General features: G+C 34.0%; 15 protein-coding genes. 9 read left to right on the top strand and 6 right to left on the bottom strand.

Annotation, left to right across the window (positions count from 1 at the left end):
- Positions 1-261: 261 nt before the first annotated feature.
- On the top strand, positions 262-1,089 hold the full coding sequence (locus tag B0E44_RS12255; RefSeq protein ID WP_077375424.1) for an energy transducer TonB: 828 nt from the start codon (positions 262-264) through the stop codon (positions 1,087-1,089).
- Between the two features lie 79 nt (positions 1,090-1,168).
- On the opposite strand, the gene B0E44_RS12250 is transcribed toward B0E44_RS12255, so the two are convergent.
- On the bottom strand, positions 1,169-2,026 hold the full coding sequence (locus tag B0E44_RS12250; RefSeq protein WP_077375421.1) for a M48 family metalloprotease: 858 nt from the start codon (positions 2,024-2,026) through the stop codon (positions 1,169-1,171).
- A 234-nt stretch (positions 2,027-2,260) separates the two neighbouring features.
- Between B0E44_RS12250 and lipA the strand changes: the two genes are divergently transcribed.
- The 3 genes from lipA (at position 2,261) to B0E44_RS12235 (ending at position 6,390) form a co-directional block, all read left to right on the top strand.
- On the top strand, positions 2,261-3,130 hold the full coding sequence (gene lipA, locus B0E44_RS12245) for a lipoyl synthase (RefSeq protein ID WP_077375418.1): 870 nt from the start codon (positions 2,261-2,263) through the stop codon (positions 3,128-3,130).
- A gap of 66 nt (positions 3,131-3,196) precedes the next feature.
- The gene (gene gap / locus B0E44_RS12240) at positions 3,197-4,213 is read left to right on the top strand and encodes a type I glyceraldehyde-3-phosphate dehydrogenase (protein WP_077375414.1); all 1,017 of its coding nucleotides are present in this window, start codon (positions 3,197-3,199) and stop codon (positions 4,211-4,213) included.
- Positions 4,210-6,390, top strand: a complete 2,181-nt coding sequence (locus B0E44_RS12235) for an ATP-binding protein (RefSeq protein WP_077375412.1) — start codon at positions 4,210-4,212, stop codon at positions 6,388-6,390. Before gap ends, B0E44_RS12235 begins: the two co-directional genes overlap by 4 nt.
- Here the strand turns inward: B0E44_RS12235 and B0E44_RS12230 are convergent.
- Together B0E44_RS12230 and lpxK are read right to left on the bottom strand one after the other, a co-directional pair.
- Positions 6,387-7,199 (bottom strand): purine-nucleoside phosphorylase, encoded by an 813-nt coding sequence (locus tag B0E44_RS12230; RefSeq protein WP_077375410.1) that lies wholly within the window; start codon positions 7,197-7,199, stop codon positions 6,387-6,389. The genes B0E44_RS12235 and B0E44_RS12230 overlap by 4 nt on opposite strands.
- Positions 7,171-8,196, bottom strand: coding sequence for a tetraacyldisaccharide 4'-kinase (gene lpxK, locus B0E44_RS12225; RefSeq protein WP_077375408.1), 1,026 nt, complete (start codon positions 8,194-8,196; stop codon positions 7,171-7,173). The genes B0E44_RS12230 and lpxK overlap by 29 nt, the downstream gene beginning before the upstream one ends.
- 140 nt (positions 8,197-8,336) lie before the next feature.
- Here lpxK and B0E44_RS12220 point away from each other — a divergent pair, with 140 nt between their 5' ends.
- The 4 genes from B0E44_RS12220 to rluF all read left to right on the top strand — a co-directional run bounded on the left by B0E44_RS12220 (position 8,337) and on the right by rluF (position 12,113).
- A complete protein-coding gene (locus tag B0E44_RS12220) occupies positions 8,337-9,434 on the top strand; it encodes a Nif3-like dinuclear metal center hexameric protein (RefSeq protein WP_077375406.1) in 1,098 nt (365 codons plus the stop codon).
- 3 nt (positions 9,435-9,437) lie between these two features.
- Complete coding sequence (locus B0E44_RS12215) at positions 9,438-10,217, top strand: zinc ribbon domain-containing protein (protein WP_077375404.1); 780 nt, start codon at positions 9,438-9,440, stop codon at positions 10,215-10,217.
- 49 nt (positions 10,218-10,266) lie between these two features.
- Positions 10,267-11,124, top strand: coding sequence for an alpha/beta fold hydrolase (locus B0E44_RS12210; protein WP_077375402.1), 858 nt, complete (start codon positions 10,267-10,269; stop codon positions 11,122-11,124).
- 176 nt (positions 11,125-11,300) lie between these two features.
- Entirely contained in the window at positions 11,301-12,113 is an 813-nt protein-coding gene (rluF, locus tag B0E44_RS12205) for a 23S rRNA pseudouridine(2604) synthase RluF (RefSeq protein WP_077375400.1), read from the top strand.
- A 47-nt stretch (positions 12,114-12,160) separates the two neighbouring features.
- Here the strand turns inward: rluF and B0E44_RS12200 are convergent, their stop codons facing one another.
- The 3 genes from B0E44_RS12200 to ffh form a co-directional block, all read right to left on the bottom strand.
- Positions 12,161-13,087 carry a magnesium transporter CorA family protein gene (locus B0E44_RS12200; RefSeq protein WP_077375398.1) on the bottom strand — a complete coding sequence of 309 codons (927 nt, stop codon included), beginning with the start codon at positions 13,085-13,087 and terminating at the stop codon, positions 12,161-12,163.
- 224 nt (positions 13,088-13,311) lie between these two features.
- Positions 13,312-14,193: a bifunctional 5,10-methylenetetrahydrofolate dehydrogenase/5,10-methenyltetrahydrofolate cyclohydrolase gene (locus B0E44_RS12195; RefSeq protein ID WP_077375396.1), complete on the bottom strand. Its 882-nt coding sequence runs from the start codon at positions 14,191-14,193 to the stop codon at positions 13,312-13,314.
- A 146-nt stretch (positions 14,194-14,339) separates the two neighbouring features.
- Positions 14,340-15,692: a signal recognition particle protein gene (ffh, locus tag B0E44_RS12190; RefSeq protein WP_077375394.1), complete on the bottom strand. Its 1,353-nt coding sequence runs from the start codon at positions 15,690-15,692 to the stop codon at positions 14,340-14,342.
- Between the two features lie 388 nt (positions 15,693-16,080).
- On the opposite strand from ffh, the gene B0E44_RS12185 reads away from it, so the two are divergent.
- Positions 16,081-16,425 (top strand): DUF6686 family protein, encoded by a 345-nt coding sequence (locus B0E44_RS12185; protein WP_124019326.1) that lies wholly within the window; start codon positions 16,081-16,083, stop codon positions 16,423-16,425.
- The last annotated feature ends 316 nt before the right edge of the window (positions 16,426-16,741 follow it).

Raw genomic sequence — 16,741 nt, 5'->3', positions numbered from 1 at the left:
CTGAACAATAGTCCAAAAAACAAACTTCAAGGCACTATCATAGTCGCCAAAATCAAATTACATTAACAGAATTTAATTTGTTAAATAATTATAGTTTTATTTAATAAATATTCTTACATTTACTTATAACAACATCTATTTAACTTTTTTGTTGAAAATAAACCATATTTACACATACTAAAATTCCTGTTATTTGCGTTAGAAACTTAAATTACTTTGGCTTATGATTTAATCACTACTTAACCATTAAATCCATAAATTATGTCTAAACTAAACCTCTTCGAAACCAGTTGGATTAACATTGTATTCGAAAACAGAAACAAAGAATACGGCGCGTATCATTTACGTCAGGAAAACACCAAGACATCCTTTTTTGCGCTCTTTATGGGGGTATCACTTTTGACTGCTGCCATTAGCATTCCTACGATTTACAACCACCTCAATCCCAATTCAGAAACTATGATTGAGCCATTAATCCCCGAAGAGACGTTAGTGGTTACTAAATTCGAACCTTACGTACCGCCAACAAAAACAGAAGAATCTCCAATGCCTGAAGTTAAAAGTCCAATTACTGCAGACATTAACACCAATGCACAACTTATAAATCCAGTAATCGTTCAAGCCGCATTGGCAACAACAGAAAAAATCGCTACTAATACTGAACTCAAAAGCACTACTGATTCCAGTACAGCAAGTACAGGCGGCACAGGAGTTGGTACAACTCCTTCAACCGGCACAACTGTTACGAGTACTTCAGGAATTACTGAGAACACTATTTTACCTAGCAATGCAGTCGACAAAATGCCTGAATTCCCAGGTGGAATCAAAAAATTCTACACTTATGTTGGTAATAATTTTGATAGTTCGGATTTGGAAACCGAGAATGCAATTCGTGTAAGCGTTTCTTTTGTTATTGAAAAAGACGGAAGCATGACCGATATAAAAGTTTTAAAAGACCCTGGTTATGGTCTAGGAGCTGAAGCCATTCGTGTTTTGAAATCCTTAAAAACCAAGTGGTCTCCGGGTATGTTTGAAGGCAAAGCGGTTCGAACTTCCTATAATTTACCAATTACAATACAACCGAATTAGATAGAATTTTTATAGTATAAAAAGAGAAAGCTGAACTTTTAAAGTTCAGCTTTCTCTTTTTATCAGACAATGATAATGATTATTTCTTTTTAGCAGTAGTTTTTTTGGCTGTAGTCGCTTTCTTTACCGGAGCTTTTACAGCCACTTTCTTCACATAAGGTTTATACAAACCGTCTTTTTCAGCTCTTGCTTTAGCTTCATCGGCTCTTAGCTTGGAATCAGGATGTGAACTCATCATTTGATCTATAAATGAACTTTGAGTACCCTCGCTCATTTTGGCCAATATTCTAAAAGCAGATTCTTCTGCATTAACATCATACCCATTTTTTTTCATAAACTCATAAGCAAATAAATCAGCTTCTGATTCCTGTTTACGACTGTATTTACTATCAATCATTGCGCTGCCTATTTTAGCCAATTGACTGTCGGTAACAGCAGCAACTTTATTAGATTGTGAAGCTGCAGCATCAATCAAAGCTTCTTTTTGATACAAAGCTTTCATCGCATCTCTGGAATCATGATTGTGAACGTGACCTATCTCGTGACCAATAACCGCTATCAATTCATTGTCATCCATTATATCCATCAAACCTGAATAAACACGCACACTTCCATCGGCTGTTGCAAATGCATTAACATCTTTGGTTAGATACACTTTGTAATTCAAGGTATAAAATTCTCCTTTCGTATATTTTCCAAAAACTTTTGCCAAACGAATAGCGTAAGGATCTGTTGGACCTGCCACTTTATTTTCGGCATCCATTTTATCAACTGCCGGTTTGGATAAAGCAGCAGCATCGGCATCGCTAAAGGTAAATCCTGTCATTCCTTTTTGAACAGCTCCCAAGGCTCTTTCACCAAAATTAATTTGTGCCTGAGATGTATAAACCCCAAACAATATTGAAAAAGCACCTAATAATAATGATTTTGTATTCATCTTTAATTTTATTTATTTTAAAGGGCAAATATACTACAACTTTAAAAACAACCGAATTTCGTTTTATTTTAATCATTAAAATTTAATACCTAATTAATTTAGCAAAAAAACTATTTTTTAATACGAAAACATAAAAAATGACTTGATAACCAAACAAGTTTTGTCAAAATTCATAAATAGGTAACTCAAATTCTAAAACTACATTGCTTATCTTTGTACTCTGAAAATTGAAATATGGAAACTGTTTTAGATAACACATTACCTGTTGGAAAGCCAAAATGGTTGAAGGTAAAACTCCCAATAGGACAAAAATATACTGAACTTCGTGGTTTGGTAGATAAATATAGCTTAAATACCATTTGTACCTCCGGAAGTTGCCCAAATATGGGAGAATGCTGGGGAGAAGGGACGGCAACATTTATGATTTTAGGAAATGTCTGTACCCGTTCCTGCGGTTTTTGTGGTGTAAAAACTGGAAGACCCGAAACTGTGGATTGGGATGAACCTGAAAAAGTGGCTCGCTCTATAAAAATCATGAACATTAAACATGCTGTAATTACTAGTGTTGATAGAGATGATTTGAAAGATGGCGGATCAATTATATGGATCGAAACCGTAAAAGCCATTCGAAGAATGAATCCAAACACAACTCTAGAAACCCTGATTCCCGATTTTCAAGGCATCGAAAGAAACATTGACCGCATCGTAGAAGCCAATCCTGAGGTAGTTTCACACAATATGGAAACTGTTAGAAGATTGACTCGTGAAGTACGTATACAGGCCAAATACGACCGAAGCCTAGAAGTTTTGAGATACCTAAAAGAAAAAGGCATTAACAGAACCAAATCTGGAATTATGCTGGGTCTTGGCGAACAAGAAGAAGAAGTTTTTCAAACCATGCGTGATTTACGTGCTGCGAATGTTGACATCGTAACTATCGGTCAATATTTACAACCAAGTAAAAAACACCTTCCCGTAAAAGAATTCATAACACCCGAGCAATTCGAGCGATATGAAAAATACGGTTTGGAATTAGGTTTCCGCCATGTAGAAAGTGGTCCATTGGTTCGATCTTCATACAAAGCACAAAAGCATATTTTATAAAAAAGTTTATTCGTTTAAGTGTCGAACTGGTTAAACGATTAAACGGTTAAACAAATCAACAAAAAATTGAAAACAAGAATTGCGATTAATGGTTTTGGAAGAATTGGGCGAAATTTATTTCGTTTGCTTTTAAACCATCCCACTATAGAAGTAGTTGCCATAAATGACATTGCAGATAAAAAAACAATGGCCCATTTGGTTAAATACGACAGCATTCACGGTGTTTTACCCGTCCCAGTAAGCCATGATGAAAAAGGAATTATGGTTGATGGAAAACACTTTTTATTTTTCCACGAAAAAAGTATTCCAAACCTAGACTGGAAAAGCATTGACATTGATTTTGTTGTAGAGTCTACTGGTAAATACAAAACTTTTGAAGAAATAAATGCCCATGTTTTGGCTGGTGCCAAAAGAGTAATTCTATCAGCGCCATCTGAAGTGGATAATATAAAAACTGTGGTCTTAGGGGTTAATGAATCCATTCTTGACGGGACAGAAACCATTATATCCAATGCCAGCTGCACCACCAATAATGCAGCTCCGATGATTAAAGTAATTGAAGAGCTTTGCGGAATTGAACAAGCCTACATCACTACTATACATTCCTTTACAACCGATCAAAGCTTGCACGATCAACCCCATAAAGATTTGCGTAGGGCAAGAGGTGCAAGCCAATCCATTGTTCCTACAACAACAGGAGCTGCAAAAGCATTGACTAAAATTTTTACATCTTTGGACGGCAAAATGGGTGGTTGCGGAATTCGGGTACCAGTTCCTGACGGTTCTTTGACAGATATTACTTTTAATGTAAAGCAAACTGTCACCATACAAGAGATAAACAACGCTTTTATGTTGGCCTCACAGACCAATCTGAAGGGGATTTTAGAGTACACAGACGACCCTATTGTCTCTGTAGATGTAATTGGCAATAAAAATTCATGTATATTTGATTCCCAACTTACCTCGGTAATCGATAAAATGGTAAAAGTGGTAGGCTGGTATGATAATGAAATTGGGTATTCGTCCAGAATCATAGATTTGATTTTATTACTAAACAATAGTAAAAAACACCATCAAACATGAAATACTTTTTATTATTTACTGTTTTTTTTCATTCACTACTCCATTCTCAAATTGGAAACAAAGTAGACAGCGTTACTTATTACTCCAAATTGGCAACAGAGAATATCAAAAACAATAATTATAAAGAAGCACTATCATACACTCAAAAATCAATTGATTATTGCAAAAAAATCAAAAATATTGAAGCACAAGCTGCCCAAACATATAAATTAGGCAAAATATATTTTGACTTACATCTCCACAATGATGCTATCGAATTATTAAGCAAAAGCATTGTATTATATAACAGTATTTCTAAAGAGCCCAACGAAAGAGTCGCTAAAGCCTATTACTACATAAGCCTTTCCTGCGTAGAGAGAAAAAATTACATCCTAGCCGAAAGCTCTATTCTCAAGACCGAAGAAATTCAAAAAAAATTAAAAATAAAGGATAAAGCAGATTTAATCAGGCTACAAAAAGGAGTACTATCAAAAACTAGAGGTGACACCGCTTTAGCCTCAATCCTTTTCAACGATATCATTGCAAAACCTGATAGTTCTGTTTTAATAAATTCAAAAGCAGAAGCCTTTTACCAAATGGGAACGATTGAAGCCAACAATAAAAGATACAATTTGGCTTTGAATTACTTTAACCGGGCTTTAGAATTAAACAAAGAAACCAAAAACCTGAATCAAAAGTCTAATATTTTATTGTCATTAAGCACTGTTTACGATAAATTACTAGACAAATCTTCTGCCTACATTTATTTAAAAAAACATTTGAACCTGAAAGAGAGCATTATTCTTGCAAATGAGGAAAAACTAGGCATTAACGACTATGAAACTTTTAAAGAATCCCAACGAAAACAAGAAGAATTATTATTAGAAAAAGAAAACAAGGAAAAAGAAAAGGCCGATAAGTTTTCTAAACTTATCAGTATTCTAGCCATTGCGATCATTTCAATATTGTCTCTATTGAGTTTATCATTATACAAGAATAACGTTATTCGTAATCAAACCAATTCATTATTGAAAGAAAAAAATAATGAATTAATTGCAGCCAAGAACAAAGCCGAAGAAGCTTCAAAAGCAAGATCCGAATTTTTATCGACCGTAAGTCACGAACTTCGAACTCCGCTAAACGCGATTAACGGGATTACACACCTATTATTGGAAGAAAATCCAAAAAAATCGCAAATGCACTATTTGTCATCCTTAAAATTTTCAGGAAATTACTTAACTACATTCATTAATGATATCCTAGAAATAAATAAAATTGAATCCAACAAATTAGAAATAGAGTATATTAATTTTAATCTCAAACAATTATTGGGCGATATTCAAAACTCACTCAAAGAAATTGCCACCATAAACAATAACAAATTTATTCTCAAAATAGATCCAGCCATACCAGAAAATTTAATAGGCGACCCTACAAAACTGTCTCAAATTTTCATGAATTTAATCAACAATGCACTAAAATTTACCAATAATGGAACCGTAAGTGTTCTTACTCGATTGAGATCACATCAAAATGATAATGCGACTATCTTTTTTCAAATTACCGATACAGGAATTGGAATTCCGGAAGATAAATTAAAAACAGTCTTCGAAAGTTTTTCACAAGGCTCTGTAGAAATCAATAGAAAGTTTGGAGGTACAGGATTAGGATTAACTATTGTAAAAAAACTGGTTCGCATCCTAGGAGGACGAATACGATTAAAAAGTATTGTTGGAGAAGGCTCTACTTTCTCCTTTGAATTGAATTTCAAAGTGGACAAGAGACCCCTTCCGAATAAAGTTGTAATCAAAAATTATAATCCGGAAATCTTCAAAGACAAAAAAATATTAGTGGTTGAAGACAATAAAATCAACCAAATGATTACCCAAAAAATGCTGACCAATAAAGCAATGAAATGTACCATTTTAGACAATGGTGAAGAAGCAATTCAAGTGCTAAAAAACAACACATTCGATATGGTCTTAATGGATGTTCATTTGCTTGGAATCAATGGTACAATCGCAACCCAACAAATTAGGGAGTTTGACACCAAAACCCCTATACTTGCCCTTACTGCCATTTCATTAAATGAAAACAGGGAGATGCTACTTTCGTTTGGCATGACAGATGTAATTACAAAACCATTTGTAGCCGAGGATTTTTATACCATCATTGCCCAAAACATTACCAATTCCTAAACCCTTACAATCAACTCCTTGATAAGCCTACGCAAATGGGGTTCTGCATTTTTAGCAGCTTCCAAAACCTCATCGTGCGAAATGGTTTGAATACTTTCCTCATCGCCCATATCAGTGATAATAGAAACACCAAAGGTTTCCAATTCCATATGACGAGCTACAATTACCTCAGGCACAGTTGACATACCTACGCAATCGGCACCCAAAATCTTAACCATTCTATATTCGGACAAGGTTTCAAATGTTGGTCCTTGCAGTCCAAAATAAATTCCATCATGAACTTCAATATTTAATTCTTTTGCTATTGTCTTAGCCTTAGCAATCATTTCAACTGAATACGGTTGGCTCATATTCACAAACCTTGGTCCAAAACGTTCATCATTTTTTCCTCTCAAAGGATGTTCGGGCATAAAATTAATATGATCTTTGATAATTACAATTGAACCCACTTTGTAATTTGGATTTACACCTCCAGATGCATTGGAAACTATTAATTTTTCAACACCTAAATACTTCATTACACGAACTGGAAAAGTCACTTCTTTCATGGAATATCCCTCGTAAAAATGAAAACGCCCTTGCATTGCCATAACTTTTTTACTTCCAATAGTACCAAAAACCAAAGCGCCTTTATGCCCTTGAACCGTAGAAACAGGAAAATTTGGAATTTCCGCATAAGGCAATGTATGCTCAATTACAATGTCATTCGTAAATCCTCCCAAACCTGACCCTAATATCACTCCAAATTCAGGAGCGAAATTTATTTTTTCTTTAATATAACTAACGGTTTCTTGTACTTTGTCCCACATAATTCAAAATATTTTTATCAAAATTATCTCCATCGGAAAGGAATGAACTTTTTATAGGCAAATAATATAGCTGCTCACTTAAAATACTTCCTTTCAATCGTACATAATCTTTTTCGGTTGTTACGATAATTTTATCGTTTGCTTTATTCTTAATTTCTTGTAATTCGCTTTCGCTAAAATGATGATGATCTGAAAAAGTCAAACATTCGTCATTCCCTTGTTTCAAATGGGCAAAAAACGATTCTGGCTTTGCTATCCCTGCCAAAAGTATCTTGTTCATACTTTTTACTTCAGCTACATTAATTGTTTTTTCGTTAGAATAAACCACATCATCATAGTCAATAAAGGTAAAGAACAAACTTTGATTTGAGGAAAGATTCAGTTGTTTTTTTATGGCATTTTGATCGTCCAAAGAAAGATTTGAAGGACATTTTGTAACAATAACAATATTGGCTCTTTGAGCTCCTCTTCTACTCTCCCTTAAATTCCCGGTAGGCAACATAAAATCATCACAATACAAATCTCCATAAGAAGTAAGCATAATATAAAATCCAGCTTTTACTCTTCGGTGCTGAAAAGCATCATCCAATAAAATAATTTCGGGTGGATTCGAATTGGAAAGCAATTGCTCAATTCCATTCTTTCGATTGGCATCTACTGCGACCTTAATATTAGGGAATTTTTGATAAAACTGAAAAGGTTCATCGCCCAACTGTAGTGCATTTGAAGTTTCATCAGCCAAAATAAAACCTTCTGATTGTCTTTTATAGCCTCTACTTAAAGTCGCTACTTTATATTTATCCGAAAGCAACCGAATCAAATACTCAATTTGAGGTGTTTTTCCCGTTCCGCCAACACTTAGATTTCCCACAGCAATAACGGGTAAATCAAAAGGATAAGATTTCAAAATCCCTACATCGAAAAAAAAATTCCGAATACTGGTAATAAAGCCATACAAAATGGCAAATGGAAACAATATTTTTCGCAGTAAATTCATTTTACGAAAGTATAATATTTTATCTTTGAACGGAAATTATTAAAAACAAACTAATAACAACTTTACAGATTATTTTCAAATAAATTACGTTATTAATTTTTAAAATACAGATTCATAAATACCCCGAAAAGATTAAAAAAATGAGTACAATAAAAGAAATTCTTTCTGTTCTTGAAGAAATGGCTCCATTGGCATACGCCGAAGATTTTGACAATGTAGGTTTAATAATAGGAGATGAAAATGCACAAGCAACCGGTATTTTAGTATGTCACGATGCTTTAGAAAATGTTATTGATGAAGCCGTTGCCAAAAAATGCAATTTAATTGTTTGTTTTCACCCTATTTTATTCAATGGAATAAAGAAAATAACAGGAAAAAATTATGTAGAACGCGCTATTCTCAAAGCCATAAAGAATGATATTTCTATATATGCTGTCCATACTGCATTGGACAATCACCCAGAAGGAGTTAATAAAATATTTTGTGATACTCTAGAATTGATAAACACTCAAATCTTAATCCCAAAACAAAACCACATCCGAAAATTAGTTACCTACACCATTAGAGACAATGCCGAAAAAGTTCGAAATGCTTTATTTGAAGCTGGAGCTGGAAGCATTGGTAATTATGACAAATGTAGTTTCAACTCCGAAGGAACTTTTACATATCAGGGTAACGAAAAAAGCGAACCAACCATTGGCGAAAGAGGCGTAATGTCTAGAGGAACCGAGGTTAAAATAGAAGTTGTTTATGCCAAGCATTTAGAAGCAAAAATCATAAAAGCATTAAGAGAAAATCATATTTACGAAGAAGTCGCTACTGAAATCTACAATATGAAAAACACCTTTAATCATATTGGTCTGGGAATGATTGGTGAACTGGAAGAACCAATGGATGAAAAGGATTTTCTTCAGTATGCAAAAGATAAAATGGGAGCCAACGGAATTCGTCACTCCGCCTTTACAGGAAAAAAAATAAAAAAAGTGGCAGTCTTGGGTGGATCAGGAAGTTCTGCGATAAAAAATGCCATTCAAGCCGGTGCTGATGTTTTTTTGACAGCCGATTTGAAATATCACCAATATTATGAAGCCGAAAATCAACTTTTATTGGCCGATATTGGACATTTTGAAAGTGAACGCTATACAAAAGAGTATATTGTTGATTATCTTAGAAAAAAAATCCTTAATTTTGCAATCATTTTATCGGAAGAAAATACAAATCCAGTTAAGTACTTATAGAATATGGCGAATACGAAAGAATTAAGTGTTGAGGACAAGTTAAGAGCAATTTACGATTTACAGCTTATTGACTCTAGAATTGACGAAATCAGAAACGTTAGAGGTGAACTTCCTTTAGAGGTTGAAGATTTGGAAGATGAAGTTGCAGGTTTAAGCACTCGTTCAGAAAAATTGAAAGGGGAATTAGAAGTAATCGAAAACCTTATCAAAGAAAAAAAGAATGCAATTGACGAACACAAAGAAGCTGTAAAAAAATACACTAAACAACAAGAAAGCGTTCGTAATAACCGCGAATTCAACTCTTTGACTAAAGAAATCGAATTTCAAGAATTAGAAATTCAATTGGCTGAAAAGCAAATCAAAGAAATGAAAGCTTCTATCGAGCATAAAAAAGAAGTAATTGCTTCTTCAAAAGAGAGATTGGAATCTAAATCATCTCACTTGAAACATAAAAAATCAGAATTGGATGCTATCATGGCCGAAACTCAAAAAGAAGAAATTTTCTTAACTGAGAAATCTGCAGAATTTGAAGCATTAATAGAAGATCGTTTATTGGTAGCCTACAAAAGAATCAGAAGCAGCGTTCGTAACGGACTAGCAGTTGTTTCTATCGAAAGAGGTGCATCAGCAGGATCATTCTTTACAATTCCACCTCAAACACAAGTAGAAATTGCTTCTAGAAAGAAAATCTTAATTGATGAGCACTCTGGAAGAATCTTAGTCGACAGTGTTTTGGCTGAAGAAGAAAGAGAGAAAATGGAACAGTTGTTTTCTAAATTCTAAAAAAATCTGAGTCCCGATCTAATCGGGACTTTTTTTATACCCCACTATTTTGAGCCTAAAAAAAAGCATTCGGTTTCTACTTGTCAAATCCGTTGGTCAATACATCAACCTGCTCAGTTTGGTACATCCAAAAAAAGCGTTGCAATTATCCTATGCTCTTTTTACAAACCCCAGGATAGGTAAAATTTCAGAAGACAGGCTTCCTGAAATTCTAAAAAACACCGTTAAAGAAACTTTCCAACACAATGAACACCATTTCCAAACCTACACTTGGGAAGGGAATGATACCAAAATCCTTTTGGTACACGGCTGGGAAAGCAATTCGGCTCGTTGGGAGAAAACCCTTCCGTATTTACAAAAATCAGGAAGCACCATCATCGCCTTAGATGCACCCGCCCACGGAAAAAGCAGCGGTAAGGAATTCAATGTTCCCCGCTATGCAGAGTTCATCAACAAAGCGGTCAAAAAATACAACCCAAGCGTCATTATCGGTCACTCCATAGGTGGCGCAGCTTGCATTTATCATCAATATTTACACCCTGAAAGCAGCATTGAAAAAATGGTAATTCTAGGCGCTCCTTCCGATTTAAAAACGCTCATCGACAATTATATCCAAATGCTGAGCCTCAATCGCAAAATGTTCAGCCTTCTGGAAAAACGTTATTTAGAGAATTTCAATTTCAAACTAGAGGATTTCTCTGGAGGTAAATTTGCCAAAGAAATTAAAATCGAAGGAATAATCGCTCACGACACCGATGATACTGTAGTGGCATTTGAAGAAGGGCAAAAAATCGCAAGCGGTTGGAAAAAAGGACGTTTCATCACAACCAAAGATCTAGGACATTCCATGCACGACGATGATTTGTACCAAGAAATATATCGTTTTTTATTTGAAGCCGAAGAATAGGCTTATTTATTGACATGGATTCCCGCTATCCACTATATCCATCTCGTAGAAAAAACAAGATGGGATGCCGTTTCTATCGGGGCTAAAGGGTTTTAATTTTTTAGTTTCAGGAAACATTCGAACATTTTCTAATAATCTAAAAATATAAGAGTCTAAAAAAAGACTATTTTTGCAGTATGGAAGAAAATCTAAAACGCCTCAATAAATTCATAGGAGAAACAGGCTATTGTTCCCGCCGTGAAGCTGATAAATTTATCGAAGAAGGTCGAGTAACTATCAATGGTGTTGTACCAGAACTTGGAACAAAAGTTTCACCAGATGATGAAGTACGCATAGACGGAAAACTAATCCGTGAGAAAAACGAAAAACCTGTTTATTTGGCTTTCTATAAACCCGTAGGAATAGAATGTACCACCAATCTAGAAGTTCGCAATAACATTGTAGATTACATCAATTACCCAAAACGTATTTTCCCTATTGGAAGATTAGACAAAGCCAGTGAAGGCCTAATTTTCATGACCAATGATGGCGATATCGTCAACAAAATACTTCGTGCTAGAAACAATCACGAAAAAGAATATACCGTAACGGTAAACAAACCCATTACCGACCGTTTTATTGAGCGAATGGGGAATGGCGTACCTATTTTGGACACCATCACCCGAAAATGCAAAGTAGAACAAATAAGCAAATACATTTTCAAAATCATTTTGACACAAGGATTGAATCGTCAAATCCGAAGAATGTGTGAATATTTAGGTTACGAAGTTACTGCTTTGAAACGTATTCGAATCATCAATATTTCATTAGATGTTCCTGTAGGTCGCTACCGTGACTTAACCGATGCCGAGATTAAGGAACTCAATGAATTAATAGAGCCTTCCAGCAAAACCGAAGAAGCCAGTTTACCCAAAACTGAAGCTCCAAAACGAAGAACCGAATTCATCAAAAGAGACGATCCACGATTTAAAAAAAGAGGAGATTATTAAATACTAAAAAAGCCGTTTCAACAAATAGAAACGGCTTTTTCGTTATATCAAAACCAACGTTTTCTTTTGAATAAAAACACCCCAAAAGTAGAAAGTACAACGGAAACAAATATAATGATTGTCATACCATAATTATTACCTTCAAGGTTATTCGGGACATTCATCCCGTACAAACTAGCAATTACAGTGGGAATCATTAAAATGATGGAAATGGAAGTCATTTGCTTCATAATAGCATTCAAATTATTAGAAATAACCGAGGCATAAGCATCCATCATTCCTGTTAAAATGTCACTATAAATATTAGTTGTTTCTTGCGCTTGACGCAACTCAATCTCAACATCTTCCAACAAATCCGGATCATAAGAATCTCTTTCGGATTTGACATTCTTTATTCTATGAAGCAAAATATCATTTCCTTTCAAGGAGGTCATAAAAAATACCAAGCACTTTTCAATTTGAAGCAACGCTTGTAATTCTTCATTTTTGATAGATTCCTCCAAATTATCTTCAGCTAATTTTATTTTTTGGTTGACTTGCTTCAAATATTTCAAATACCAAACACTCGATGATAAAAGCAATTTCAAGACCAAATCAAAATAATTTTTGATGTTTTTATTTTTACGTTGAGTGTAGATTACAAAATCAGAAAGCATTTCTGTTTTATAAAAACTAATGGTGACGCAAATTTCTCCTTTAAAAACAACTCCAACCGGAATTGTGTTAAAAGGCAATTTTACATTATTGGTGCTTACTGGGATTCTAATAATAATCAAAGTCCATCCGTTCTCAATTTCTATACGGGGTCTTTCATCAATATCTTCAATATCATTGTAGAATTCCTCGGGAATTTTTAGTTCTTCTAGCAGGTATTTTTTTTCTTCTTCTGTTGGACATTCAATATTAATCCAGCAGTTTGGAGTCCACTCTTTAGATTCGATTAATCCGTTATTGTTTTTGTAAAAAGCTTTCATTTCAAAATTCTATAGGTTAAGTTATAGCATCTTGAATGTTTTTCAAGTGCTTTATTCTTTCAATCTTTCCGAATAATAATCGTCCATGGGGTTGTTTATTTTAAGTTTTGCAAAAGTATTCTTTAAATTTTAAAAAAATAAAAAAGTACGGAAAATTATGAAAGTCTTAAGATAAAAAAACCTCAAACTTTCGTTTGAGGTTTTATGCTATATTTCTAAAAAAATTATTTTCTGCTTCTTATTTCTCTTGCCAATAATGTATTTTTCAACAACATCGCAATTGTCATTGGCCCTACTCCCCCTGGGACTGGAGTGATGAAAGAAGATTTCTTGCTTACTCCATCAAAGTCAACATCACCTGTAATTACATATCCTTTTGGATGTGAAGCATCTTCCACTCTTGTAATACCTACATCGATTACTACAACTCCATCTTTCACCATATCGGCTTTTAGATAATTTGGAACACCAAGAGCTGTGATGATAATATCGGCATTTTTAGTGTATTCTTCAATATTTTTGGTTCTACTATGCGTAAGTGTAACTGTAGAATCACCTGGATAACCTTTGCGACTCATCAAGATACTCATTGGCCTTCCCACAATATGGCTACGTCCAATAACTACGGTGTGTTTACCAGCAGTTTCTACTTTATATCGCTCTAACAATTCCATTATTCCAAATGGAGTTGCAGGCAAAAATGTTTCCATATCCAAAGCCATTTTTCCAAAATTGGCAGGATGAAAACCATCTACATCTTTTTCAGGATCAATAGCCATCAGTATTTTTTGCTCGTCGATGTGTTTTGGTAACGGCAACTGAACAATATAACCATCCAAATTATCATCTTCGTTTAATTCTTTAATCTTCGCAAGTAATGCTTCTTCGGTAATATCGGCAGGTAAACTTACTAATGTAGATTCGAAGCCAATCTGTTCACAAGAACGTACTTTGCTTCCCACATAAGTTAAACTTGCTCCATCAGTTCCAACAATTACAGCAGCCAAATGAGGTACTTTTTCCCCATTGTCTTTCATTGTTTTTACTTTAGTAGCAATTTCATTTTTAATATCCTGCGATGTTTTTTTTCCGTCTAGTATTTGCATTTTTTAAAAAGTTAAATGTTTGAGGTTTAAAGTTTCAAGTTTAAAAGGCGAAACTCAAATTATATAATTATTCTCTGTTTAATGTAAAAAATTTAAGGTCTAAAATTTCAATCTATTTGAAACTTTAAACCTTAAACATTCTTATTTTATCTCGGCATTCCGCCTGGCATTCCTTTCATTCCGCCCATCATCTTCATCAGGTTTTTTCCTCCTGGGCCTTGCATCATTTTCATCATTTTACTCATTTGCTCAAACTGTTTCATCAATTGGTTTACTTGCTCCACTTTTGTCCCAGATCCTTTTGCAATTCTAGCTTTTCTTTTTACATCAATTATTGCAGGCTTGCTTCTTTCAATTGGAGTCATTGAATGGATAATGGCTTCAATATGCTTAAAAGCATCGTCTTCAATTTCAATATCTTTCATCGCTTTCGAAGCACCTGGTATCATTCCTACCAAGTCTTTCATATTACCCATTTTCTTCACTTGCTGAATTTGTGACAAAAAATCATCAAAACCAAATTCGTTTTTAGCAATTTTCTTTTGGATTTTTCTGGCTTCATCTTCGTCATATTGCTCTTGCGCTCTTTCCACCAACGACACAACATCCCCCATACCAAGGATACGCTCTGCCATACGATTTGGATAGAAAACATCAATTGCATCCATTTTCTCTCCGGTACCTACAAACTTAATTGGTTTGTTTACTACCGATTTAATAGAAATAGCAGCTCCACCACGTGTATCACCATCTAATTTGGTTAAAATAACCCCGTCAAAATTCAAGATATCGTTGAATGCTTTTGCAGTATTCACAGCATCCTGACCTGTCATAGCATCCACAACAAATAAAGTTTCTTGTGGTTGGATAGCTTTATGCACTTTGGCAATTTCATCCATCATTTCCTTATCGACAGCCAAACGACCGGCAGTATCGACAATCACGACATTGAATCCATTTGCTTTCGCATGTTTAATTGCATTTTGCGCAATTTCAACTGGATTTTTATTTTCTGGTTCAGAGTATACTTCAACAGCAATAGAATCTCCTACAACATACAATTGCTGAATAGCCGCCGGACGATAAATATCACAGGCAACCAAAAGCACTTTTTTATTCTTTTTTGTTTGAAGATAATTAGCCAATTTTCCAGAAAAAGTAGTTTTTCCAGATCCTTGCAATCCTGACATTAATATAACAGATGGTGTACCTGAAAGATTGATTCCTGCGACATCTCCACCCATTAATTCAGTAAGCTCATCTTTGACTAACTTTACCAATAATTGTCCTGGCTGTAATGTTGTTAATACATCTTGACCAATTGCTTTTTCTTTTACTTTGGTAGTAAAATCTTTGGCAATTTTAAAGTTAACATCGGCATCGAGTAAAGCACGACGAACTTCTTTCAAAGTTTCGGCTACGTTTACTTCCGTGATTTTTCCGTGTCCCTTTAATATATGAAAGGCTTTGTCTAGTTTATCGCTTAAATTATCGAACATAATTGTATTTCTCTTTAATTAAGGCGCAAATTTAATGATTTGATATTGAAGTTTAAATAGTATTAGAAATAAAAAATCAATTGTTTTTTAAATAAGATTAAAAATAACAAAAAGAGGCCGGATAAACCCAGCCTCCTTTTTCCAAAAACAATAAAAACTAACTAAAAATCGATTATGCTTGTTGTTTACTATCAAGACATTTTTAACAAATATATATTTTTATTTTTATTTATTCTAAATAAAAATACTATTTTTACCCAAAATTAATATTCCTTGAATAATCAACCTACGGCAGTCAAAGCAATTCTTATCTAAATTTAATTTTTGACAAGTCTAACAGGTAATAGTCGAGATTTTATTTCTCATAAAATAATTAAGAATTACGCTTATGTGCAATCTAAAAGTATTAAACAGAACTTCCAACGGCATACTATTATATTGCCAGCATAGAGATATGTATCAATTGCTGTTTAACAATTTGACATTTGATTTGAGCAGTATAGAAATGACCAGTTTTTCTAATTACTTGGATCAAATAGACGCTGATTATTGGGAGACCGAATATAAACACTCTATTTATGAGAAGAAAATTCCAATCCCGACTTTACAGTCTAATTTTATTATTCTGCTTAACAGAAAAGAACTGGAGGAATTACGATTTTTAGTGGATTGTGTCAGCGAAGACAGAATACTGAAACCGTTAGAAATCAATTATCTGATTGTTTCAAATTGATAAACAGACATAGAGACAGCACATAAAAAAATGTGTCCCGTTTAATAAAACGGGACACATTTTTTGTTTTAGGCAGTATCTGATAAAATTTAATTTGTGATGAAACCTGAATTTAAGGAATTCAAAATTACTGCAAAAGCAGCATATAAAAAGGTATATTTTGAGATGTCATCTTTTATACAATTTAAGACTAATTTTTCATGTCTTCTGATTGATAATTAAGTCGGATTTTACGCTTTTAGCATTAATTTCTATCAAATGTTTTCGTTTGTTTTACAGTTTGCCAAAAGAAGCTTTTTAAATATTACCTTAATGT

Origin of the sequence: Flavobacterium sp. A45 (assembly GCF_002001005.1) — a bacterium.
Lineage (GTDB): Bacteria > Bacteroidota > Bacteroidia > Flavobacteriales > Flavobacteriaceae > Flavobacterium.
The sequence above is the reverse complement of the archived record's forward strand: the minus strand, read 5'-3'. Positions and strand labels throughout refer to the sequence as shown.